At 62.6% G+C, this 23,375-nt stretch carries 15 protein-coding genes, 1 tRNA gene and 1 pseudogene; 7 read left to right on the plus strand and 10 right to left on the minus strand.

The features are described from left to right. Positions 1–3: 3 nt before the first annotated feature. Complete coding sequence (locus tag P273_RS0107270; protein ID WP_024627794.1) at positions 4–1,254, minus strand: ABC transporter substrate-binding protein; 1,251 nt, start codon at positions 1,252–1,254, stop codon at positions 4–6. Between the two features lie 184 nt (positions 1,255–1,438). Here P273_RS0107270 and P273_RS0107275 point away from each other — a divergent pair, with 184 nt between their 5' ends. Next, complete coding sequence (locus P273_RS0107275) at positions 1,439–2,473, plus strand: LacI family DNA-binding transcriptional regulator (protein ID WP_024627795.1); 1,035 nt, start codon at positions 1,439–1,441, stop codon at positions 2,471–2,473. A 71-nt stretch (positions 2,474–2,544) separates the two neighbouring features. On the opposite strand, the gene gndA is transcribed toward P273_RS0107275, so the two are convergent. The 3 genes from gndA to P273_RS0107290 all read right to left on the minus strand — a co-directional run bounded on the left by gndA (position 2,545) and on the right by P273_RS0107290 (position 7,577). Continuing rightward, entirely contained in the window at positions 2,545–4,011 is a 1,467-nt protein-coding gene (gene gndA, locus P273_RS0107280) for an NADP-dependent phosphogluconate dehydrogenase (RefSeq protein WP_024627796.1), read from the minus strand. A gap of 112 nt (positions 4,012–4,123) precedes the next feature. Then, on the minus strand, positions 4,124–6,445 hold the full coding sequence (locus P273_RS0107285; protein ID WP_024627797.1) for a KUP/HAK/KT family potassium transporter: 2,322 nt from the start codon (positions 6,443–6,445) through the stop codon (positions 4,124–4,126). A 175-nt stretch (positions 6,446–6,620) separates the two neighbouring features. Beyond that, entirely contained in the window at positions 6,621–7,577 is a 957-nt protein-coding gene (locus tag P273_RS0107290; RefSeq protein WP_024627798.1) for a TatD family hydrolase, read from the minus strand. 198 nt (positions 7,578–7,775) lie between these two features. Between P273_RS0107290 and P273_RS0107295 the strand changes: the two genes are divergently transcribed. Then, positions 7,776–8,840, plus strand: a complete 1,065-nt coding sequence (locus P273_RS0107295) for a glycoside hydrolase family 43 protein (RefSeq protein WP_024627799.1) — start codon at positions 7,776–7,778, stop codon at positions 8,838–8,840. Between the two features lie 298 nt (positions 8,841–9,138). Here the strand turns inward: P273_RS0107295 and P273_RS0107300 are convergent, their stop codons facing one another. Together P273_RS0107300 and metG are read right to left on the minus strand one after the other, a co-directional pair. Continuing rightward, the gene (locus P273_RS0107300) at positions 9,139–12,159 is read right to left on the minus strand and encodes an HAD-IA family hydrolase (RefSeq protein ID WP_024627800.1); all 3,021 of its coding nucleotides are present in this window, start codon (positions 12,157–12,159) and stop codon (positions 9,139–9,141) included. A gap of 225 nt (positions 12,160–12,384) precedes the next feature. Continuing rightward, complete coding sequence (gene metG, locus P273_RS0107305) at positions 12,385–14,256, minus strand: methionine--tRNA ligase (protein WP_024627801.1); 1,872 nt, start codon at positions 14,254–14,256, stop codon at positions 12,385–12,387. A 294-nt stretch (positions 14,257–14,550) separates the two neighbouring features. Between metG and P273_RS0107310 the strand changes: the two genes are divergently transcribed. Together P273_RS0107310 and P273_RS10170 are read left to right on the plus strand one after the other, a co-directional pair. Next, positions 14,551–15,162, plus strand: coding sequence for a hypothetical protein (locus P273_RS0107310; RefSeq protein WP_024627802.1), 612 nt, complete (start codon positions 14,551–14,553; stop codon positions 15,160–15,162). Further along, positions 15,159–15,575, plus strand: a complete 417-nt coding sequence (locus P273_RS10170) for a hypothetical protein (protein WP_024627803.1) — start codon at positions 15,159–15,161, stop codon at positions 15,573–15,575. Before P273_RS0107310 ends, P273_RS10170 begins: the two co-directional genes overlap by 4 nt. Here P273_RS10170 and rsmI read toward each other — a convergent pair. Next, positions 15,554–16,507 (minus strand): 16S rRNA (cytidine(1402)-2'-O)-methyltransferase, encoded by a 954-nt coding sequence (rsmI, locus tag P273_RS0107320; RefSeq protein WP_155804726.1) that lies wholly within the window; start codon positions 16,505–16,507, stop codon positions 15,554–15,556. The two genes, P273_RS10170 and rsmI, sit on opposite strands and share 22 nt — an antisense overlap. 223 nt (positions 16,508–16,730) lie before the next feature. Here rsmI and P273_RS0107325 point away from each other — a divergent pair, with 223 nt between their 5' ends. Continuing rightward, positions 16,731–18,287, plus strand: a complete 1,557-nt coding sequence (locus tag P273_RS0107325) for a dolichyl-phosphate-mannose--protein mannosyltransferase (RefSeq protein ID WP_034524974.1) — start codon at positions 16,731–16,733, stop codon at positions 18,285–18,287. Positions 18,288–18,352: 65 nt separating this feature from the next. Here the strand turns inward: P273_RS0107325 and P273_RS0107330 are convergent, their stop codons facing one another. Further along, on the minus strand, positions 18,353–19,747 hold the full coding sequence (locus tag P273_RS0107330; protein WP_024627806.1) for a GH1 family beta-glucosidase: 1,395 nt from the start codon (positions 19,745–19,747) through the stop codon (positions 18,353–18,355). A 212-nt stretch (positions 19,748–19,959) separates the two neighbouring features. On the opposite strand from P273_RS0107330, the gene P273_RS0107335 reads away from it, so the two are divergent. Continuing rightward, positions 19,960–20,643, plus strand: coding sequence for a VTT domain-containing protein (locus P273_RS0107335; RefSeq protein ID WP_024627807.1), 684 nt, complete (start codon positions 19,960–19,962; stop codon positions 20,641–20,643). 83 nt (positions 20,644–20,726) lie between these two features. Beyond that, positions 20,727–20,799: transfer RNA gene (locus P273_RS0107340), tRNA-Ala, on the plus strand. 308 nt (positions 20,800–21,107) lie between these two features. Here the strand turns inward: P273_RS0107340 and P273_RS0107345 are convergent. After that, positions 21,108–22,628: pseudogene (locus tag P273_RS0107345) on the minus strand (DEAD/DEAH box helicase); the annotation flags it as partial. A gap of 202 nt (positions 22,629–22,830) precedes the next feature. Further along, entirely contained in the window at positions 22,831–23,361 is a 531-nt protein-coding gene (locus tag P273_RS0107350; protein WP_024627809.1) for a heat shock protein transcriptional repressor HspR, read from the minus strand. Between the last annotated feature and the right edge of the window lie 14 nt (positions 23,362–23,375).

A 23,375-nucleotide genomic window follows, 5' to 3' on the forward strand; every position in this document is an offset into this window, starting at 1 on the left:
TTCCTACTTGACCGAGGCCATCTTGTCGTCGATGGCCTTGGCCCACTGATCCAGGTTGATGGATCCTTGGACCAGCTGCTGGGTCTCGGACTGGCGGACGGTGGTCAGCACATCCGGCTTGGCGTAGAAATTCATGAGCAGGAAGTAGTGGCCCGGCTGCACGTTGGCCCGGTAGACCTGCTCGTACTCAGGCTTGACCTTGGCCTTGAACCCCTGGACGGTGATGGCATCCCCGTTGTCGGCCGAACGCTGCAGGGCCCAGCGGCTGTCCATGAAGGTCAGGAACTTCTGGGCTGCCTTGAGCTTGGCGCCCTTGAGGTGGGAGTAGATGGCGTAGGCGGGCGATGGCGATCCCTGGGCATAGTTGACCATACCCTTCTCCATGAGCGGCATGGGGGCCATGCCATACTTGAGCCCGGACTGGCCGATGGATGGCAGATCCCAGGGGCCGGTGCAGATCATCGCCACCTGGCCGTTGATGAACTGGGTCTTCATATCGTCGCCGCTGATGCCGACCGTGTCCCGGGTGACCAGGCCCTGGTCGTAGAGCTTCATCCAGGCCGCAGCCGCCTCGCGCTGGTCGCTGCCCGGCTTTTGCGGGCGGCGGTCGATCAGGCTGGTCACATCGACCTTGTCCCTGTCGAACTGCGAGCCCATGAAGGCGTCGGGGATCCTGCTGGGGCCATCGGCGATAGTCTCCAGGAAGGGCGTGACCCCGGCGGCCTTGAGCTTCTTGCACAGCTGCAGGAAGCCATCCCAGGTCTGCGGCACCTCCTTGGCGCCCGCCTTGGCCAGCAGGTCCTTGTTGTAGACGATTCCTGAGGCCCAGGAGGACACGGACATGCCGTAGACCTTGCCCTGGTGGCTGACGAAGTCCTTGTTGGCCTTGGAGATGTTGCGCATGAAGGGCTCCTCGGTCAGGTCTCGCACGTAGCCGTTCTTGATCAGGTCAGCCTTGTTCTCGGAGGTGATGACGAACACATCCGGGGCCTGGTTGCCGACCAGCCGGGTCTGCAGGGTCTGGATGTACTCAGGGGTCGGCGGCGAGTAGCTGAAGTCCACCTTGATCCCGGGGTTCTCCTGCTCGAATTGGTCGATGTATGGCCTCATCACCTGTTCGTTGTTCCATGACAGGAAGGTCAGCGTGGTCTTGGATCCGTCAGCGCCACCAGCCCCGCAGGCACCCATGGCCGACACCACCATGCCGACCCCAAGCGCCGCAGCTATGCCCTTCCATGCTCGCTTCAGCTTCATGACTCCTCCTTGCAATCAATCCTCTGAACATCCGTCCGGGCTGTTCAACGTCGAGGCCCGCGAATTGACACGATTCAACTGCTGTCACAATATGGTATAGCACGTTGGTTGAATCGTGTCAATTACATTCTGCCAAGACCCCGATGTGCCTAAGATAATGGCTGAACCCCGGGAAAGGTGCGAGATGGTGACGATGAGCGATGTGGCCAAGGAGGCGCAAGTCTCTCGAGCCACTGCTTCCTATGCCCTTCGAGGCGATACACGCATAGCGGATGACACCAGGCGCAGGGTTCTGCTCGCCGCCCGCAAGCTCCGCTACTCGGCCAACCTGTCAGCCAGAAGCCTGCGCTCGGGCAAGAGCGGCATCATCGGCGTCGCCATCTTCGAGCTGGACAAGCCCTACCCTGCGCAGATGAGTGCGGCCATCTCCCGGCAGATCAACGCCCACGGCATGCAGGCCATCATCCAGCAGACCTCCAACTCCAAACAGGACGAGGTCTCCATACTCCGGCATGTGACCAGCCAGCTCTGCGACGGCACCATCTTCAGTCCAGGCAGCATCACCAATGAAGAGATGCAGGAGCTGGCCGATGGCAAGCCTCTGGTTCTGCTGGATGATCCCTCATCAGAGCCGGTCTTCGATTCAGTCATGACCGCCGGATTCGAGGGAGCCGCTATGGCCGTGCGGCACCTACTGGACTGCGGATGCCGACATATAGGCGTGGTGGGCGCCGACATGACAGCCAGCACCGATCCGGTCCAACAGCATTCGGTTCGCGGTCGCAGAGTGGCCGGCTGCCTAAAGGCTCTGAAGGACGCCGGAATCAAGGCCCGTCCCAAAGACTTCCTGCCCCTGGACCGCTGGGACGGGGAAATGGCGCGCGACCTGGGCCATCATCTGGCGGACACATCCGGCCAGCCCTTTGACGGCATCTTCTGTATGACCGACTCTCTGGCCTTAGGTCTGATTCGTGGACTGCACGAATGCGGCGTGGAGGTCCCCCGGGATCTGGCCGTCGTGGGATTCGACGGTATCCAGGAGGGAGAGTCCTACATACCCTCGCTGACCACCATCAGCACCGACAAGGACGACCTGGCACGCAAGGCGGTGGATGCCCTGCTGGCCCGCCTGCAGGGCGGCGACGATAATCATCCCCCCACCCAGACGACTGCCGCCTGCCGGCTGGTGATCCGGGAATCCACAGCCAAGATCCGCTGACAGGATGACAAAAAGGGTCCGCGCTGCCGTCTCAGCGGCTGCACGGACCCCTTGCGATTCTGGCGAGAAGCTCAGTCCTGCTTGATCTCGGACTTGTCCTCGGCCCAGAGGGTGTGGAAGGCACCTGGCTGATCCACGCGCCCATAGGTGTGGGCGCCGAAGAGGTCACGCTGGCCCTGAATCAGGGCGGCAGGGAGCCTATCGGAACGCAACCCGTCGTAATAGGACAGGGAGCTGGCGAAGACGGGGATGGGGATGCCGGCCTGGGTGGCACGGGCCACGACACGCCGCCAGGAATCCTGGGCCTGCTCGACCGCCTGCTTGAAGAAGGGGTCGAAGAGCAGGGAGCCCGGCTCACGGCCAGAGGCGTAAGCATCGGAGATCCGATTCAGGAACTTGGCCCGAATGATGCAACCGCCGCGCCAGATGCGGGCGATGGCACCCATGTCCAGCTTCCAGCCGTAGACCTGGGCGCCCTCCTGCATCTCGTTGAACCCCTGGGCGTAGGCCACGATCTTGGAGGCGTAGAGGGCCTGACGGATGTCCTCAATGAAGGACTTGCGAGCCTCGGGGTCGGCGGCCAGGTCGGCCATGACGGCCTTAGGCTGCGGCCCCTTCAGGCCCTCCTGGGCCGCCTGGCTGCGCAGCTCGGGTGAGGAGGACAGCCCCCGGGCAAAGACGGCCTCGCCAATGCCGGTTACAGGCACGGCAAGGTCCAGCGCAGTCTGCACGGTCCAGGTGCCGGTGCCCTTCATGCCGGCCTGATCGGTGACGATGTCGATGAAGGGCTTGCCAGTAGTGGCATCGGTGTGATGGAGCACTTCAGCAGTGATCTGCACCAGGTAGGAGTTCAGATCCCCCTGGTTCCACTCTTCGAAGACCTGTGCGATGGCCTCGGGCTCCATGCCCAGGCCCCGGCGCATCAGGTCATAGGACTCGGCGATCACCTGCATGTCGGCGTACTCGATGCCGTTGTGGACCATCTTGACGAAGTGGCCCGCACCGTCGGTGCCGATGTGGGTGACGCAGGGTTCCCCATCGACCTTGGCGGCGATGGACTCCAGGATGGGCCCCAGGGTCTTCCAGGACTCATCGGTCCCGCCGGGCATCATGGAGGGCCCCAGGAGGGCGCCCTGCTCGCCGCCCGAGACGCCGCAGCCCACGAAGTGCAGCCCACGGGCCCGGATGGCCTTCTCCCGGCGGATGGTGTCCTTGAAGTAAGCATTGCCGGCATCGACGATGATGTCACCGGGCTCCATCAGGTCGGCCAGGTCATTGATCATCTGGTCGGTGGGATCCCCGGCCTTGACCATGATGATGGCCGTACGGGGCTTGGTCAGCGAGGCCACGAACTCCTGCAGGGTCTTGGCCGGAACGAACCGGCCCTCCTGGCCATGATCGTTGATCAGGGTCTCGGTGCGCGAATAGTGGCGGTTGTAGACCGCTACGGTATTGCCGTGCCGTGCCAGGTTCCTGGACAGGCTGGCACCCATGGCGGCCAGACCCACGACTCCGATATTGGCTTGAGCTTGTGTCATCACATCACCTTTCGACGGTAGCCCGGAAAGGCCGGGCACCAGGTTCCATGCCGTCAATTCTATGGCCCGGACTCGATTTGAGCCAGGCTCCCCGGGGTGAGATTCCACTCATTCAGCCCTTGTGGTGCTTGCCGCCCTTGATCTTGCGGGAGGGCAGGACCACGCGCGTCAGCTTGGGAACCGCCCTGGTGGAGACGAACAGGGGCTGCACCTCCACGATGGGGTTGTAGGGAGCCAGGCCGAACCACTTGATCGGCGAGCCCGCCACCTTGCGGATGGCGTACTTGACCTTCAGCGAGAAGGCACCGCGGGAGTCGATCTTGGACTCGGGCATCAGGGCCTTATGAACCAGCACATAGGTGACCGTGCCGATCTGCGGATCCTCGTCCACCTTGGGATAGATGGAGGGCTGCTTGGGTAGCTCGCCGCTGTCAATCAGCTCGTGCATGATCTGGTGCAGGTAGGTGGCCACATTTTGATCCACCTTGAAGCCCAGCCTCATACGCACACGGAAGAGGTAGTTGGTGCCGAAGTTCTCCACCGAATACTTGCGGGTGTAGGGGGCGTCAGTAGTCTGGACCGAGACGGCCCACCAGGCCCGGGCCCGCTTGGGCCGGTTGGCGAAGATGGAGAAGAAGATGTCGGTGTCCAGCCGCCGCATCTCCGCATCCGAGGTCAGATAGACCAGGTTGTCTGCGTAGTAGGGAACGCGGAAGTCGTTGTGGAGCATCTCCAGGGCGGGCAGGCACTCCTTGGCCGTCATATGCCGCCGCTGCGAGCGCTCCACCTTGGTGCCCACGTCCCAGGTGTACATGATGTAGAGGATGGCCGCAGTCAGCAGCATGGTGAACCAGCCGCCGTGCATGAACTTGGCCATGGAGGCCATGAAGAAGAGGATCTGGATGGCCAGGAAGACCAAGGCGAAGAGCAGAGAGAACACGCGCTTGCCGTCGTGCCAGATGTAGTCGGCCAGCAGGACGGTGGTGGTGATCATGGTCACCGTCAGGGCCAGTCCATAAGCGGCCGAGATGTGCTCGGAATCCTTGAAGATGGCCAGCACCGTCAGCGTGGCCGCGCACAGGACCCAGTTGATGGTGGGGATGTAGAGCTGGCCGCGGGTACGCGCCGGGTAGCGTACCTGCAGGTGGGGCATCCAGTTGAGGCCGGTGGCCTCCGAGACCATGGTGAAGGCGCCCGTGATCAGGGCCTGCGAAGCGATGACACCGGCCGTCACCGACAGAAGAACCGCCACGTAGCGCACGGTGGTGGGCATCATCTGGAAGAAGGGGTTGAGTCCGTCCACGCCCTGCAGGGCCTGATTGTCGGTGTTGCGCAGAATCCACGCCCCCTGGCCGAAGTAATTGAAGACCAAGGCGATGTTGATGAAAGGCCAGGTGGCGTAGATGTTGCCGCGGCCTACGTGGCCCATGTCGGAGTAGAGGGCCTCGGCTCCCGTAGTCGACAGGAAAACCGTGCCCATAATGGTCAGGCCCACCGGGTTCTGCGGGCTGAAGAGGAAGCGAATCCCGTAGACCGGGTTCAGGGCCTCGAAGATGGACCAGTCGTTGCCGATGCAGTATATGCCGATCAGGGCCAGGAAGGCGAACCAGACCATGACCACGCTGCCGAAGACCTTGCCGATCCGCTCGGTTCCGCGCGATTGGACGGCAAACAGGATCAGGATGATCACGAAAGTGATGACCATGGTCAGGTTCCCGTTTTCACGGAAGATCGGAGTCAGGATGGGGATGGTCTTAAGGCCTTCGACTGCCGAGGAGATGGAGACCGCAGGGGTCAGCACCGAATCAGCCAGGAAGGCTGCGCCGCCGACCATGGCCGGGATGGCCAGCCATTTGCCGTAGTGCCGAACCAAGGTGTACAGGGCGAAGATGCCGCCCTCGCCCTTGTTGTCGATGCGCATGGCCACCAGGACGTATTTGACCGTGGTGATCAGCGTGATGGACCAGAAGACCAGGGAGAGCATGCCCAGCACGGCCGGCCTGTCCACACGGGCCATGCCGCCCTGACCGGCCACGAAGGCCTGCATAGTGTACAGGGGCGAGGTGCCGATGTCGCCGTAGACCACGCCCAGGGCCACGATGCACATGCCCAGGCTGATTCTGTCTGGCGAGGACTGCACCCGCCGCCACCAGCGGCCCAGAGGACCCTTCGGCGGGGTGCGGCGACGCTGGGCCGCCCGTTGGGCCTCGCGCCGAACCCGCTTGAGCTCGTTCTCCTCTTCCCGGGTGCGGGACTTGGCCGAGATCTTGGGAGCCTTGGTGAAGCTCTCCTGAGGAAGTATCGATTCTTTCGTCGGTCGACCCTTACGATGGGCCGTCGTCGGCTTCGCCGCTTTTTCACCGGATAACCGGGGTGGTTCGTCAGCGCCCCTGCCATCATCCTGAGCCGCCAACTCATGCCGCTCATCCGCCATAGAGCCCTCCATCGGCCAATGCCTTCACTCATCTACTTCCGGGTGCCGTATGTTGCTGTTCGCGCACACGTGCGACGACAACCGTAGCACTCTCCCCCCACACTTGGCGGGGGCGATTCAGACCGCGACACTCCATAAGCTTAATCCCGGTCTGGCACCGTCCGTCGGACCTCCCTCACAGGCCATAAACCCGGCGCGTGGTGGTTGCCGTTGCTCGGGCCACCTGGTCCAGGGGGCAGTCCAGCGCATCGGCCATGGCACGCAGGGTGTAGGGAATCATGTAAGGGGAGTTGGTGCGTCCCCGGTAGGGCATGGGACTCAGGTAGGGCGCATCGGTCTCCACCATGATGTGGTCCATGCCGACCACGGACAGGGCCTGGCGGATTCCCTCGTTGCCCTTGTAGGAGACCGTTCCCGAAAAACTCAGATACCAGCCGTGCTCGGCGGCCACCTGAGCCATCTGCGCATCACCTGAATAGGAGTGGAAGATCGTGCGCTCGGGAGCACCGTCCTCCAGCAGGGTCTCGATAACCTGCCGATGGGCGTCGCGGTCGTGAATCTGCATGGGCAGATCCAGCTCCTTGGCCAGGGCAATGTGGTCACGGAAAGCCTGCCGCTGGATCTCTTCGGCCCCCTGACCGGTTCGGAAGAGGTCCATACCCGTCTCCCCGATGGCCACCACCTGGTCGGGATATGCGCGGGCCAGGCGGGCTACCTCTTCAAGCGCCTGCTCGAAAGAAACATCATGCCAAGGCTGATATTTCAATGGCAGTCCATCCGGGCCCGGCACCCCTCGATAGCCGTGCAGGACGGCCTCATTGGGATGGATGGCCAGGGCCGCGTGGACCACCCCGGGATGGGCCAGGGCCAGGTCCACAGCCGTCTGCAGGTTGGGCAGCTCGCAGCCCACGTCGATGGCCCCGACCACCCCCACAGCCCTGGCCCTTTCCAGCTGCTGGTCGACTGTGCGGACGGGGACGGGATCCTGCCCGCGCTCCCTGGCCTGCCGATCCATCTCCTTAGCGAAGGGGACCACGGAGGCCATGTGGGTGTGATCGTCGATGACTCCGATGCCTTCGGGCAGTGGCTCGGGGTCGGGAGCCCAGCTGCGGTCGCGATGATGCTTGCTCATGGTCCACAGTCTAGGAGTTCATGCGGCCCAAACCGCGACCCGCCCGGACGACCGGCTCTGCCAAAAGGAAGGTCGGCAGCTAGAATCACCTCTGACGGCCCCGGAACGGCCGGAACGGAAGAGCGAAGAAGCACCCGCCGCCTGTCCGCCAGTCCCCTGCCGCCGCGGTACCGTTGCCGTAAACAGGAAAGGTGGAACATGTCTACGGATTGGCAACCCTCGTTCGAGGCGACCAGCGCCTACCTCTTCGTCCACTTCACCGGACACGAACAGGCCGAGACGGATGAGCAGCTCTACTTCGCCCTCAGCCGGGACGGCCTGCACTGGCATGACCTGCGAGCCCAGGGAGACCCGGTGCTGACCTGGAGCGAGGGCGAGGGTGGCGTGCGCGACCCCTATATCGTCCGGGGACCAGACGGCCTCTTCCACATCATCGCCACCGACCTATCCGTCTACCACAGGGGCGGCTGGCAGGAGGGCCGGTCCACGGTGGATGGATCCACCGGCCTGGTCATCTGGGATTCGCCGGACCTGGCCCACTGGGGCAGACCGCGCCTGGTGGACGTGGCTTCGGCCATACCCAAGGCTGGCATGGCCTGGGCACCGGAGGCCTGCTGGGATGCCGACAGGGAGCAGTGGATAGTCTTCTGGGCCACGGCGGCCGCCGACAGCGCCGAGGACCCGGCCGCATCCGACCTGGCCAACGAGCTGGGCGACGGCATCAACATGTACTACGCCACCAGCACCGATCTGGTTTCCTTCTCCCGCCCGGTCAAATGGATCGACCGCAGCAACGGGATCATCGACACGACCATGCTCAAGGCGCCCGACGGCTGGTGGTACCGGGCCTCCAAGGATGACCAGATCACCCTGGAACGCACCCGCAACCCCTACGCTGTCACCCATGAGCTGGTGCGTACCGACGACGACCAGGCCTGGTCATACCTGTCCAATCTGACCGACATCTTCGGCCAGGGACGCTACTCCTCACGGTATCTGGAGGGCCCCGAGCTCTTCCTCTACAACGATGCCGACACCGCCGGACCCGACGGCCGAGCCATGCCCTTCGGCCTGATCTGCGACCAGTTCGCCGAAGGCCGGGGCTACCTACCCTTCCGCTCAGCCGATCTGTCCTCCAGAGAGCGGCAGGACTGGGATCTGGTTACAGATATGAACTTCGGCCGACTGACCAAGCGTCACGGCTCCATCATGCCCATCACCGAGAGCGAGTACCGAATTCTGAAGCGCACCCTGACCCGCTGAGCGGCAGCATGCAGACAACCAGGACGAAGCTTCACACGAATACAATCCCATAATCGTGCGTTGGTGCTCCAATAAATGTGTTCACTGGTACCGCAACAGAGGACACGACCAGTAAAACTTAGACCTGGGCTATGAGTGAATCAGATCATGGTATCTTCACTTCTAGTTTTTCTTGAAAACTGTTCCTGAAGCTACAGACCCACTCGAGTCTGTAGCTTTAGGTTCCAGTCATCCGCGATCAGCCCGGCAGCTGCTTACTTCATTGATCCCGAGTGTGTCTAGGCACAGAATCCGTAGGTCATATGTGGCGTGGATGTCCCTGAACCAGAAGATCCAGCTCGGGTCCTGACAGGCGCTTCAGATCGACACCGTCCGTCGTTACAGCAACCTGGAACCTGGTGCCCCGCACTTCCAGCTCGTAGGTCATCGAGCGCCAGGATGAAGGAAGGTGGGGGTCAATGCTCAGCCCGGTCCCGCCGGTGTCCCGCAGGCCGCCGAAGCCGCAGACCAGGCTGGACCAGACGCCTCCGCAGGCAGCCAAGTGGATGCCGTCGGTCGTGTTGGCATGCAGATCGTCCACGTCCGTAAACAAGGACCGACGGAAGTACTGCATGGCCAGCTGGCCATGCCCTACCTCTGCGGCGAGAATGGACTGGGAAGCTGCTGACAGGGTCGAATCCCCGGTGGTCAGCGGATCATAGTAGTCGAAATCGGCCCGCTTCTGCTCCGGAGTGAACCAGGAGCTGAGCAGATAGAGAGCCATAACCACGTCAGTCTGCTTGAGCACCTTGTGCCGGTAAATGACCAGCGGATGGTAGTGCAGCAGCAGGGGTCTGGCCGTGAACCGGTCAAAATGCCAGCGAGGGCGTTGCATGAACTGGGCATCCTGGGCATGGACACCCTCCTGATCGTCGAAGGGGACGAACATGGCTTGAGCCGCGCTGGACCATTTGTCGGCCTCCTCGTCGTCGAAGTGCAGCCTTTCGCGTATGCCACCGATCAGATCCGGATGCTTCTCCCGTAGGTGCTGGTAGCCCTTGTAAGCGGCCAGAAGGTTGAATCGGGCCATCTGATTGGTGTAGAGGTTGTCGTCAACCAGGACCGTGTATTCGTCTGGGCCGGTCACGCAGTGGATGTGGAAGCGGCCGTCCTCCTTGTAACGTCCCAGGCTCATCCAGAGACGGGCTGTCTCCACCAGGATGTCGATGCCCTCAGCCTGCAGGAAGTCTTCATCGCCGGTGACCTGCACATACTGGGCCACCGCGTAGGCGACATCGGCATCGATGTGGTATTGGGCCGTGCCCGTGGGGAAGTAGGCGGAGGCCTCTTCGCCGTCGATGGTTCTCCAGGGGAAAAGGGCGCCGTTCAGGTTGAGTGCGCAGGCCCTACGCCTGGCCGCCGGCAGCATCAGGTAGCGGTAGTGGAGGACGGCTCTTGCCCGAGCAGGTGCCGAATAAATCAGGAAGGGGAGAATGTAGATCTCGGTGTCCCAGAAGTAGTGGCCACTGTAGCCAGACCCACTCAGACCCTTGGCACCCACACCGTTCTCGATCTGGGCCGTGGACTGGGCCAGCTGAAAGAGCTCCCAACGCACCATCTGCTGGGTACGACCGCCATCGTCGGCCTGGATGCGGATATCCTGACGCTCCCAGAATCGATCCAGCCATTCCCGCTGACGCCGCTCCAGCTCCTCCACAGAGAGGGTGCTGACCTCCTCCAGCCGATCTCGGCAGTCCTCGACCAGATTCCTGGTCCCCTCGCCGCGGGTCTGCACGACCAGACCGTTGCCGCTGGTGCCGGCCGGAAGAATGGGGTGGCTGCGGTAGACGGCGTAACGGACCAGACGGGTGGAACCGCCCTTGGGCACGTCCATGCGCCAACCGGAGCCCTCGACAGGCCGACCATCCCTGAACTGCCTGACACCCAAGGCCAGACTGAGCCGTGAATTATTGCAGCGGAAGACCCTGCAATCCGCACTCAGCTCACCATAGACCGCATTGTCCAGCACCTCATGGATTCCACAGCCGTCCACAAAGGTCGACTTGCGGGGGTCGCTGGAGTTGACATGGCGGGGGTTGTCGGCGTTGACCGGACCATCGACCACCACAGCCATGTCCCGGTCAGGCGACTCAACGGTCAGCGTGCAGACGCTCAGGCTGCGGTCATACAGGCAGACCATGCGGGTGAGCACGGTCTTCAGGTGAATGCCGTGGCCCAGATCGTACAGATTGGTGGTGGTTGCGATTCCGGTTCGGAAGTCCAAACGCTGCGTTGTCTTCTCCGGCCGACCCAGGGGCAGCCCCTCCACCTTGAGGGTGAAATCCGAAGCATCGGGCACCCCTTGGATGAGCTGACCCACTTGGGCGTATCCGTAGGCGCTTTCGGGATGGGCTATACGGAAGGTGTCATGGAAGCCGCTCAGGAAGGTGCCGTTGCCCAGGCAGCGCTCCCCACCGCCTTCGCCCCTGACACCGACGGAGCCATTGGTGACCGAGAAAACCGTGGCACTGACAGCATCGGGCCGACCGACCTCGCTCAGACCCCAGCCCTCGACAGGAAAACGATTCTCATCCAGGTCCGGATCCTCCGCCTGTGCACGCTCGCTGGCATCGTCGTCGATCAGCTCGATCAGCTGATCCACCACCAGGTCCGCGCCCGCCTTGAGCAGCTGCTCGCGGCCGGCACCCCTGTTCACGCCCACGACCAGGCCGAACCTGCCCGCATGGCCGGCGGCTACACCAGAGAGGGCATCCTCGACCACAACAGCATCCTCATTGCGCAGGCCCAGCACCTTGGCCGCATAGGCGTAGGTGTCCGGGGCCGGCTTGCCCTGAAGACCCATCTCGTCCTTGAGGTTGCCGTCCACCACGGTGTCGAAGTATCCAGCGATACCAGCTGCTTGGAGGACTTCGGCCGTGTTGCGCGAACTGGATACCACAGCCAGACGCTTCTTGTCGGTGCGCAGGTGCCTGAGCAGATCCACCGTATCCGGGTAGGGATCAATGCCCTTCTGCTTCAGCATCCGCTCAAAGGTCATATTCTTGCGATTGCCGTATCCGCAGACGGTGTCCAGCTGCGGATCGTCATTAGGGCTGCCCCAGTCCAGTTCAATGCCCCTGCTGCGCAGCAGGGCGTCGACACCGTCATAGCGGGGCCGGCCATCCACATAGGCGTAGTAGTCCTGCTCCGTATAAGCCGGGACGTTCGAGGGCAGGACCTGATCAAACAACGCCTTCCAGGCGGCCTTGTGCAGGACGGTCGTGGGCACCAGTACCCCGTCCAGATCAAAGAGCACACAGGCGAATTGGGCAACCTTCATGGTTACTCATCCTATGGGTCTTCCATGACGAAAGAACCCGGCGGTTCGAAGAACCGCCGGGCGAGAAGAGAGAGAAGAAGGGGTTCAGTTATCGGGGCCGCATGACCCCCATCGGCCAGTACTTCAACCGACAGAACAAATATAACCAGCGCTACCTTGGAGGAAGTGCCCGAAAACCTCAAAGTTCTCTGTGAATCACGAATACCGTCCCGGGCGCGTCGACCGTCACTTGCCCTGGTCGCCCAGCTTGGCCTGTTCCGCCTCGAAACGGGCGCGCTCCTTGGCCTTGCGACGGTCCAGCTCCTCCTGGAAGCGATCCAGTTCCTCCTGCACGGCCTCCTTGGGAATGCGCGGGAAGACGGGTGTGGGCCGATCGATTGGGGTGCCGTCCCTGAGAGGCTCGCGCGCCCAAGGATGGACCGTCTCCCCCAGCCGGTAGTCACCGGTGATGATGGGATAGTGGAAGTCGGACCGATCCAGGTCGTCAACCTCCTCGATACGGGGCAGGGGCGAGAAAGTGCCCTTGCCGCCCATGGTCTCCCAGACCCGCTGTGAGGCATGTGGCAGGAAGGGAGCCAGCATGATGTTGGCATCCAGCACCGCCTGGGCTGCGGTGTGCAGGACGGCAGCCAGACGATTCCGGTCGTCCTTGATCTTCCAAGGCTCCTGGGCGGAGATGTACTTGTTGATGTCGCCCACCAGAGCCATGGCCTCGACCAGGGCGGCCTTTTGACGATGGTGTTCGATCAGGGAGCCCACAGTGTCGAAGGCCTGCAGGCTGCGATCCAGCAGGGCACGATCCTCCTCGGTCAGCCAGTCCTCCTCGATTCGGGGGATACTACCGAAGTCCTTGTTGAGCAGGTTGGCCACACGGTTGACCAGGTTGCCCCAGGAGGCGGCCAGCTCCTCGTTGTTGTGCCGGACGAACTCCGCCCAGGTGAAGTCAGAGTCCGAAGTTTCCGGTCCGGCGATGGAGATGTAGTAGCGGACTGCATCGACTGGGTAGCGTGCCAGGATGTCCTTGACGTAGATGACGATGCCCCTGGAGGAGCTGAACTTCTTGCCCTCCATAGTCATGAACTCGCTGGCCACCACCTGCTCAGGCAGGTTGAGCTCGCCGTAAGGTCCCGGCTGTCCGCCCTTGGACCCCTTGCCGTTGTATGCCAGAATCTCCGAGGGCCAGATCTGCGAGTGGAAGGTGATGTTGTCCTTGCCCATGAAGTAGTAGCCCAGGGCCTTGGGGTCATTCCACCATTTGCGCCAGGCCTCGGGGTCGCCCTGACGGCGGGCCCATTCGATGGATGCCGACAGGTAGCCAATGACGGCGTCGAACCAGACGTAGAGCTTCTTGTTGGGGTCGTCGACCCATCCGTCCACAGGCACGGGAATGCCCCAGTCGATGTCGCGGGTGATGGCTCGTGGCTTGACCTCCTTGAAGAGTCCCAGGGAGAAGTTGAGCACGTTGCTGCGCCAACCCTTCCGGGTCTTCAGCCAGGCCAGGTTGGCCTCGGCCAGGGCGGGCAGATCCAGGAAGAAGTGCTTTGACTCCTCGAATCGGGGAGTCTCCCCATTGATCTTGGACACAGGGTTGATCAGCTCGTCCGGGTCCAGCTCGTTGCCGCAGTTGTCGCACTGGTCGCCGCGAGCGCCGTCGTAACCGCAGATAGGGCAGGTCCCCTCGATGTAGCGATCGGGCAGGGTCCGCCCCGTGGAGGGCGATATGGCCACCTTCTGCTGGCCCTCATAGATGTAGCCGTTGGCCCGGCACTGGCGGAAGAGTTCCTGTACCACCTTCTCGTGATTGCCGGTCGTGGTCCTGGTAAAGAGGTCATAGCTGAGCCCCAGATCGCACAGATCCTTGACAATGACACGGTTGTAGCGGTCGGCGATCTCCTGGGGGCCCACACCCTCGGCGTCAGCCTCCACCAAGATGGGGGTGCCGTGCTCATCAGTCCCCGAAACCATGAGGACATCATTGCCCTTCATGCGTTCGTAGCGTGCATAGACGTCCGAGGGAACGCCGAACCCAGCGACATGGCCGATGTGACGGGGCCCATTCGCGTAGGGCCAGGCGACGGAAACAAGGATATGACTCATACCAGCAAGATTATCGGCTCAGGCCTACAATCCCCCCGCCCGTCCACAGGACTGCCATCCAGCAAGCAGATTATCCACAAGTGCACAAATTTGGCCTTCCCCCAGATAAACCCGGAACCAGCCATTTACAGTCGAACCATGAATCGAGAACACGTCCTCGGGGGAGTGACGTGGACGCCTACCACTGCCCATGGCGCCAGCCGCACCCTCAGAGCTACAACAAAGCCGCCAGGCCGAGCACCACTCGCCGATACCGCTCAACAGTGGCCCGGACCACCAGCCGGAGCAGCGCCGATGCGCACCCGCGGCCGTCCTCCTACGACCGAACTTGGGGCCCTGACCCCCGAACCCAAACCGCTGCCCAGTCTGATCCAAACCGGCGATCTGCCCGGTCCGCTCAGCCTCAGCCTGTTGGTGAATGAGGGGATCGTAACCTGTCTGGACCGATCCTGCTGCTACCTGAACGAACAGGCGGATGGCCTCTACGGCCGCGCCTCCATCGTCATGCCCATGGTGCCTTATGGCGCAGCAGCATGCGGCGGACTGGCGCTCTGGATATGGATCAACGGCCGTTTCCCCGATACACTGGACATCATCTCCAACTCCCACTTCCGCACGCCGGTTCACGGCAGACCTCTGCATCCCCACCAGCGACAGCTGGATGCCCGCTATCTAATGAAGCTGGGGAAACTCTGGGTGACTTCACCGCTCTGGACGGCCTGCGATCTGGCCTGCGATCCCTCGGGCCGGTGCAACGGAGAAGAGACCATGGCGGTCCTGCATGAGCTCATGGAGCGATATCAGGTCAGCTGCGGATCCTGCGAGGCGCTTCTGTCCTCCAACCCCCGCTGGCCAGGCCACGCTCAAGGGCTGGAGACCATAAGAAGGCTCAAGGCGATCCTATGAGTCTGCCAATGATGGGTGGCCGAGGTGCACATGGCCATCGTGGATCCTCCGCCACTGAACGCATGTCCCGGCTCATGACTGCCATCAGCAGCCGGTCGCGATCCTTGGCAGAAGACGGTTTGGGCCAAGACGATCCCCGTAGCATCCAACCGACGGCCGAGATGCGCGCCCCGCCACCAGAGCCTCCCCTGGTGCCCACCGCACTGATGGCCACAGACCCAGCGACCGACCCGAGCATCCTCTGGGCCATCGCCCGAGAGGAGCCTCAGCTGCGCCGGTGGCTGGTGGCCAATCCCGCCGCCTCACCAGCACTGCTGGAGACCGTCTCCCAGTTGGGCGGGCCCGGTGTGCGCAGAGCACTGGAGGTACTGCTGGATGAGGGCAATGGACATCAGTCCCCCTTATCCTCTTGAACAGCCAAGGCATAGATCCGCTTGCGATTGGGCAGGCTGCCATCAGCCAGGGGGTGTTCGGCAGTTACCCGGGCGATGGCCTCCTTGAGCCGCAAGCCCTCGGTGCGAGCCAGATCACGTGCCAGAACCGCCAGCCTCCGATCATCCATGGCTTCAGGATCGTTGCGCCTGGCCTCCAAGGCGGATGCACCAGCCACGACCAGGACCATCTCTCCTCGGGGAGGGTCCTCCTGGAGGGAACGCACAATTTCACCGACTGTGCCCCGCCTAATCTGTTCATGTTCCTTGGTCAGCTCCCGACAGAGGGCCATGAGCCGGTCGGGGCCGAAGACCTCCTGAAGGTCCTGCATAGCCTGATCAATGCGGTGGGGCGTCTCGTAGAAGACCATGGTCCGCTCCTCGCTGCGCAGGGTGCGCAGATGCCGCAACCGCTCCTGGTGCCGGCGGGGGAGAAACCCCTCATAGCAGAAGCGGTCGGTCGGCAGACCAGAGAGGGCCAGGGCATCCAGCACGGCGCTGGGGCCAGGGGCACAGGTGACCGGTATGCCTCGCTCAATGGCCTGCCTGACGATGGCCATGCCCGGATCGTTGATAGTGGGCATGCCTGCATCTGAGACCACCAGCGCGCAGGCTCCGTCACAAACCTGATCCAGGATGGGATCGGCCATCCGCCGCTCGTTATGATCGTGATAGGCCACCACCCTGCCGCCTACGCGCACCCCCAAACGATTGGCCAGATCATAGAGCCGCCGCGTGTCCTCTGCTGCCACCAGGTCCGCCGACTGCAGGAGCTCCACCAAGCGTGTCGAGGCATCGGCGACATTGCCTATAGGCGTGGCCGCCAGCACCACTGTTCCACGTGAAACACTGGGTGAATGCGACCCTGCACTGCTTTCTCCACCCTGTATATGTCCATCACTCCGGCCGTTCATGCTGCTCATGCCTTCAGTATGGCCTAATCTAGGGGTGATGACATCTTTGGCAGGGCTTTCTTCGCAGCATCGCTCCTCCAGACACGGCAGGCACGCCGCCCACCGGTCCGGTCGCCCTGCCATGCTGTCCATCTTCAGCAAGCCCAAGGGTCACCACACCAAACGAGGGATCTCGATACCCCGGCTCTCCCGGCGGCAGAGCAGCTGGCTGGCCTGCATACTCATGGCGCTTCTGGGCGGGCTTCTGCGGTTTGTACGGCTGGGCAGCCCTCGGGCCATCGTCTTCGACGAGACCTATTACGTCAAAGACGCCTGGACCATGCTGATGACCGGCGAGCCGCGCAACTGGCCCAAAAAAGCCGGCCCCCTTGACCTTCCCATCGACCAGATCTTTGCCCAGGGGCATACCAGCGACTGGCTGCCCCAGGCCGAATACGTGGTTCACCCGCCGGTGGGCAAGTGGTGCATCGCCTTGGGCCTTAAACTGTTCGGCGGAGCCGGGAATCCCTTCGCCTGGCGAGCGGCCACTGCCCTGGCGGGCACCATCGCCATCCTGCTGCTCTGCCGAGTAGCCCTGCGCCTCTTCCATAACCTGCCCATCGCCCTGACAGCCGGCTTCCTCATGGCTATCGATGGTCTGGGCATCGTTATGAGCCGAACCGGCCTGCTGGACAACTTCGTCATGATCTTCGTCCTGGGAGCCTGGCTGTGCCTGATGGGCCACCGGGACTGGGCTCGGACCAGGCTGCGACAATCGTGGGCCAAGGATCAGGCTGATTTCCGCCTGCACTACCGGGTGAAGGTCATTCAGTCACAGGGACAGCAAGGACGGCAAAGCCGTGTCGAACTGCCCGTGGCCACTACCGGCCCCTTCATCGCCTGGTCCTGGTGGCGGACAGGAGCCGCCCTGCTCCTGGGCCTGGCCACCGGCACCAAGTGGTCAGGCGCCTACTTCTTCGCCGTCTTCGCCCTGATCTCAGTGCTCTGGGATGGCTGGGAACGCCATCAGACAGGATACGGATCCTGGCTGCAGAGCGCCGTGTTCAGGGACGGGCTGCCGGCGGCCCTGCTTATGATCCCCGTCTGGGCGGGCACCTATCTGGCCTCCTGGACGGGATGGTTCCTGCACGGGGATTCCTTCATGCACAGCTGGGCGGCCCAGCACCCTGGCCAGGGTCTGACCTGGCTGCCGGAGGGGTTGCGGTCCCTGGCTGAATACCACCGGCAGATGTGGCACTTCCACACCACCCTGCATACCCGACACCCATACATGGCCAACCCCCTGACGTGGCCCTTGCAGATCAGGCCCACCAGCTTCTACTGGCAGAAGATCACAGGCTTCCCCGGCTTGTGCGGACTGGCCAAGGACTCCCCCTGCGTGGCCGCCGTCACATCCTTGGGCAATCCCCTGACCTGGTGGTTGGGCAGTATCTGCATGGTTCTGGCCATCGTCATCGCCGTCGTGGCCAAGCACGGAGATTGGCGGATCTGGGGGGTCTTGGCAGGCATGCTGGCCGGCTGGCTGCCCTGGATCCAATACATGAACCGGACCACCTTCACCTTCTATTCCATCGTCATCCTGCCCTGGATGATCCTGGCAATCTGCTATGTGGTCAACTGGCTACGGCAGAATTCGGACAGCATCCTCTACCGGCAGACCATGATCATGGGCCTGACCCTGCTAGGCCTGACCTCGGTCTTCTTCTATCCGCTGTGGACCGCCATGCCCATCCCCTATGACTTCTGGCGCATGCACATGTGGCTGTCCAGCTGGATCTAGGACAAAGGAGGCGGCCGGACAGGGATGCCCGACCGCCTTGCAGCAACGTTTGTGTGCCGTCGTGCTCAGACTGCATGATCATGGATGATCTGCGCGTACCGCAGACCGGAATCCTTCCAGATCCTCTCCTGGGTGTCATAGTCGACCCTGATCAGCCCAAAGCGCTTGGTGTAGCCCAAGGCCCACTCAAAGTTATCCAGCAGGGACCAAGCGAAGTAACCGGTCACCCGGGCTCCTTCATGGATGGCCCGGGCCACGGCACGCAGGTGCTCCTCCAGATAGGCCACCCGCTGGGGATCGTGCACCCCTTTGCCGCCGGGGAAGGATGGATCCATGCTGACCTGGTCCTCCCAGGCAGATCCGTTCTCAGTGATCATAAGATCCAGTTTGGGGAAACGGCCGGAGACCTCCATGAGCAGATCGGTCAGCCCCTGAGGCTCCTGGTTCCAGCCCATGGCGGTCAACGGCCCCTGAGGAGGCAGAGTCTCGACCATCTCCTGGGCGGGCATGGGGTTGCGCTCGGAACCAGCGCCGCTTCGACCCCGCACGTGGTTGGTCGAGTAGTAGTTGATGCCCAGCACGTCCAAGGGCTGATGGATCTGTTCCAGATCGCCGTCACGAACGAAGCTCCAGTCAGTGATACCCTCAGCGGCATCATGGATGCGTTGGTCATAGGTTCCGGCCAGCATGGGGCCCAGCCATACCTCGTTGGCGAACAGGTCTGCCCGGGTCTTGGCCGCCAGATCCGCCGGATCGTCGCTATCGGCCCGGTTGACCTGCAGGTTCAGGGTCACCGATATGCGCGCCCTGTCACCCAGCTCGGCACGGATGGCCTGGGCTCCCAGACCGTGAGCAAGATTCAGATGATGGACCGCTGCCAGAGCCTGCCCGTAGTCGCGGATGCCTGGAGCATGGCCGCCATCGCCATAGCCCAGATAGGCCGAGCACCAAGGTTCGTTCAGGGTTGTCCAAGTCTGCACCCGATCGCCCAGAGCCTTGGCCAGGACGGCTGCATAGTCGGCATATCGTTGGGCGGTGTCGCGGTTGGCCCAGCCTCCAGCCTCCTGCAGGTACTGAGGCAGATCCCAGTGGTAGAGGGTGACTACAGGCTTGATGCCGTTTTCCAGCAGCATGTCCAGCACCCGCCGGTAGTGATCCAAGCCAGCCTGGTTGATGGCACCGCCTGCCTGGGGCACAATACGAGACCAGGCTACAGACAGCCGGTAGGCCCCCACCCCCATCTGCTTCATCAGCGCAATGTCCTCTGGGTAGCGGTGGTACTGATCACAGGCGACATCGCCATTGGATCCATCCGCTATCCTTCCTGGCTGCCTGCAGTAGACGTCCCAGATGGAGTCCCCCCTGCCGTCCTCATGCGCCGCACCCTCTACCTGGAAGGATGCCGTTGCCGTGCCCCAGGTGAAGTCCTCAGGGAAGGCGAGCCGTTCGTCATTGACCATATGTCCACTCCTCAATTGTGTGACCCTTCCTGCCTATCTTCGCACAGGAGGACCGACGACAGGACCGTGGCCGACAGCCGATAAGTCCGGCAACGATGGGTTGTGTTGTCCTCGCAAGGAATCAGACCGGGGAGTACCGGGTGCCAAGGCCAGCTTGTTAAAGTGTGTCTCGGTTCTGGAAAAGCACACATCGACGGAATGGAACGCGATTCATGGGGTTCGTCAACTGGCTGATACACCTGCTCAAGGATCCGCGCAGCGCCATCGCGAGCTGGATCGCCATGGGGCTGGTGCCGACCTACGGGTTCATCTTCCTGATCATCTTCATCGAGACAGGCGTGGTCTTCATGCCCTTCCTGCCGGGCGACTCCCTGCTCTTCGCCGCCGGCGTCTTCGCCCATGACCCATCCAGCGGCATGGCCTTGGACGTGCTCCTGCCCGTCGTCTGGCTGGCCCCCATCCTGGGCGACCAGAGCAACTACTTCATCGGGCACTTCTTCGGACGGGCCATCGTCCGTTCGGGACGCGTGAAGTCACTGACCCCCGAACGAATCGCCAAGACCGAGGGCCTGATCGACAAGTGGGGCCCCCTGGCCGTGGTCCTGGGACGCTTCCTCCCCTTCATCAGAACCTTCATGCCCTTCATATCAGGCATTTCCGGAATGCGCTGGCGACGCTTCACCCCCTTCAGTGTCCTAGGCGGCTTGGTATGGTCAAGCCTCTTCACCCTTCTGGGCTATTTCTTCGGCGGCATCCCCGCAGTCCAGCAGCATTTCGAGCTGGTCATCATCCTGATCCTGGTCATCTCGGTCCTGCCCACGGTCATCGGCCTGCTCAAGGCAAAGTTCGGCCGCAAGAAGGCTTCCGCCGAAAAAACCAGCGCCAAGGCGGACTGATGCTTGATCTGGGATATTTTGCGTTTGGCCAGGGCACGCGCTAAAGTAAGCTTCTGTTGTTCGGCTACGGTCGGGCAACGAATGGGGCTGTAGCTCAGTTGGTAGAGCGCTTCGTTCGCATCGAAGAGGTCGGGGTTTCGACTACCCTCAGCTCCACAGTGTCGAGATACTTTTTCTTCTTTTCCTATGCCGTTTTTCTTTCACTGCATCGCTATCGCTCTTCTGCCAGGATCAATCAGGCAGGTCGATGCATAGCGGCATCAGGCAGCTTTATAAGCAAGAACCCTGGCACGTAGCCAGGGCCGGATTGGATTGCGATTCCTCGTCAAACGCTCAGAGAAAAGCTTCAGCGAAACCGACAACCACGATGGGCGCATTACTGAAATACGCCCATCAGCGGATCAACGCTTGGAGGCAGAGCGGAAGGGGTTGCCATCGCGACGATGACGACGATGACCGCGGCGGAACCCACGACGGTCCGCGTCAAAACGAGAGCCAGCGCGGCCGCTGCCACGGCCATGGTCGTGACCACGGGTCCGCTCGCTGCTGCCGGAATGACGATGGCCTCTGGTCCGGCCGTCCAAGGGACCATCCTCATGATCGAGTGCCGGTCGGTCACTTGACCTCCGGGAACGGTAAGGCCGACGATCCCGATGTCCGCTTCGGCCGCTACGGCCTCCACGGGCAGACCGGCCGCCTGAGGCCTGCGGCTGCTCGGCCTGCAAGGACCAGCCTTGCACCGGCTTGGCCACGGGTCCTACAAGTTCGGTAACCTCAGGCGAATCGGCGGTCACCTGAACCGGCTTGGCATCGATATGGGCCATGCGCAGCATCCGCCTGGTGTCGCGCCACTGGTCGGGCAGGACCAAGGTGACCACGTCGCCGGAACGGCCGGCCCGGGCCGTACGCCCTGACCGATGCAAGAAGGACTTGGAATCGGCCGGCGGATCCACCTGAACCACAAGGTCTACGTCACTGATGTCCACGCCGCGGGCGGCCACGTCGGTAGCCACCAGGACCTTCACCTCGCCCCGTGAGAAAGCCCCTAGGTTGCGATCGCGCTGGTTCTGAGAAAGGTTGCCATGCAGCTGTGCGGCCGGTATGCCGTTGTCAATCAGGTTCTTGGCCAGCTTCTTGGCCTGGAACTTGGTCCGGGTGAAGAGAATACGACGTCCGGTGCCTGAAGCCAGCTTGCGCACGAGATCATGCTTGGCGGCCTGGGTGGTGCGGAAGATGTGGTGGGTCATCAGATCCACATGCTGGGTTGCCGAGTCCACCTCGTGAATCTTGGGGTCCTTGAGGAAACGCTTGACCACGGCATCCACACCGTGGTCAAGGGTGGCCGAGAAAAGCATGCGCTGACCGCCGGGGCGAACCTGGGCCAGGATCCGCTCCACGGCAGGCAGGAAGCCCATGTCAGCCATCTCGTCGGCCTCGTCCAGCACGGCGATCTCCACGTCCTCCAGGCTGAGCTTGTGCTGACGGAGCAGATCCTCCAAGCGACCAGGGCAGGCCACCACAATCTTGGCCCCGCGCCGAAGGGCATCGACCTGACGGCCCTGGCCAACGCCGCCGTAGACGGTGCAAGTTCGCATGCCGTAGGCCTGGGCCAGGGGGTTGAGAACCTCGTCGATCTGATTGGCCAGCTCGCGGGTGGGAGCCAGAACAAGGCCGCGCGGACGGGGCATGCTGCCTGATCCGGCGGCACCCCCCCGGCCGTGGCGAACCCGTCCTTCCTCATCGGCAGCCAGTCGAGCCACCAGGGGGATGCTGAAAGCCAGGGTCTTGCCGGAACCAGTCCGCCCCCGGCCCAGGATGTCACGGCCGGCCAGGGCATCAGGCAGGGTATCCCGTTGGATGGGGAAAGCGCTGGTCTTGCCGTCCTTGCGCAGGACGCGGACCAAGGGTTCAGGCACCCCCAGCTGGTCAAAAGCCATAGGTTCTACAGCAGAATTGTCGGAATTGGACGAATTGGAATCGGGCATGGATGAAGCAGTCACAATGACCTTTCACAACAGGGAAGAAAACGGTACTGTCGGTCGACAGTTCGCAGGCCGCGTGCAAAGCAGAGAATGACGAATTTCGCGCAAGCGGTTTCCCCGTACTCAAAGCATTCAGGCGACGATCAGCCGCAGCTCTTGGGCTAGCGGCCAACCTGTACACCATAGCACAGGCCCCTCACCTGCTTCAGGAGCGTACGCTCCAGACGATCAGCGATTTGGACTCAGTCGGATCGGCCTCGTCATGCGTCGTGTCCTGCCGCCAGAGCCGGGCCCTGCTGGACCGCCTGACCTCGACGACCCGGCCGTCGGCAGCGGCGGCGAACATGCTGGATCCCTGTGACTGGTGGGAGCGGCGCAGCTGGCGCCTCAGCTGACGATTCTCCTCGGCTAGGGCCAGGATCCTGGTCACCCCGGCCAGGTTGATGGACTCGTCCTGGCTCAAATGCTGAGCCTGACCCAGCCGGTCCAGATCCCGCAGGGAGTATCGGCGTGCACCACCCTCGGTCCGTTCCGGCACGATCAGACCCAGCCGGTCGTATTGGCGCAGGGTCTGCGGATGGATGTTGGCCAACTGCCCGACCTGGCCGACGCTGAAGACCGGCAGCTCGATGTCCAAGCCAGCATCATCGGCAGCATCCAGACTGATGCGCCCGGCCACCAAACCGCGAGCGCAGGCCAGATAGATCCGCCTGGTCTCGGGATCCACCCTGACCATGATCATCACTCCTC

The sequence above is a fragment of the Bifidobacterium sp. A11 genome (assembly GCF_000499185.1).
Taxonomy (GTDB): domain Bacteria; phylum Actinomycetota; class Actinomycetes; order Actinomycetales; family Bifidobacteriaceae; genus Bombiscardovia; species Bombiscardovia mizhiensis.

Excerpts from the sequence above, each read along its gene's own strand:
- P273_RS0107290 (WP_024627798.1), bottom strand. The coding sequence starts at position 7,577 with ATGAGCAAGCATCATCGCGACCGCAGCTGGGCTCCCGACCCCGAGCCA.
- P273_RS0107335 (WP_024627807.1), top strand. The coding sequence starts at position 19,960 with ATGGGGTTCGTCAACTGGCTGATACACCTGCTCAAGGATCCGCGCAGC.
- gndA (WP_024627796.1), bottom strand. The coding sequence starts at position 4,011 with ATGACACAAGCTCAAGCCAATATCGGAGTCGTGGGTCTGGCCGCCATG.
- P273_RS0107275 (WP_024627795.1), top strand. The coding sequence starts at position 1,439 with ATGGTGACGATGAGCGATGTGGCCAAGGAGGCGCAAGTCTCTCGAGCC.
- P273_RS0107300 (WP_024627800.1), bottom strand. The coding sequence starts at position 12,159 with ATGAAGGTTGCCCAATTCGCCTGTGTGCTCTTTGATCTGGACGGGGTA.
- P273_RS0107310 (WP_024627802.1), top strand. The coding sequence starts at position 14,551 with ATGCGCACCCGCGGCCGTCCTCCTACGACCGAACTTGGGGCCCTGACC.
- rsmI (WP_155804726.1), bottom strand. The coding sequence starts at position 16,507 with ATGAACGGCCGGAGTGATGGACATATACAGGGTGGAGAAAGCAGTGCA.
- metG (WP_024627801.1), bottom strand. The coding sequence starts at position 14,256 with ATGAGTCATATCCTTGTTTCCGTCGCCTGGCCCTACGCGAATGGGCCC.
- P273_RS0107295 (WP_024627799.1), top strand. The coding sequence starts at position 7,776 with ATGTCTACGGATTGGCAACCCTCGTTCGAGGCGACCAGCGCCTACCTC.
- P273_RS0107270 (WP_024627794.1), bottom strand. The coding sequence starts at position 1,254 with ATGAAGCTGAAGCGAGCATGGAAGGGCATAGCTGCGGCGCTTGGGGTC.
- P273_RS0107325 (WP_034524974.1), top strand. The coding sequence starts at position 16,731 with ATGGCGCTTCTGGGCGGGCTTCTGCGGTTTGTACGGCTGGGCAGCCCT.
- P273_RS0107330 (WP_024627806.1), bottom strand. The coding sequence starts at position 19,747 with ATGGTCAATGACGAACGGCTCGCCTTCCCTGAGGACTTCACCTGGGGC.
- P273_RS10170 (WP_024627803.1), top strand. The coding sequence starts at position 15,159 with ATGAGTCTGCCAATGATGGGTGGCCGAGGTGCACATGGCCATCGTGGA.
- P273_RS0107350 (WP_024627809.1), bottom strand. The coding sequence starts at position 23,361 with ATGGTCAGGGTGGATCCCGAGACCAGGCGGATCTATCTGGCCTGCGCT.
- P273_RS0107285 (WP_024627797.1), bottom strand. The coding sequence starts at position 6,445 with ATGGCGGATGAGCGGCATGAGTTGGCGGCTCAGGATGATGGCAGGGGC.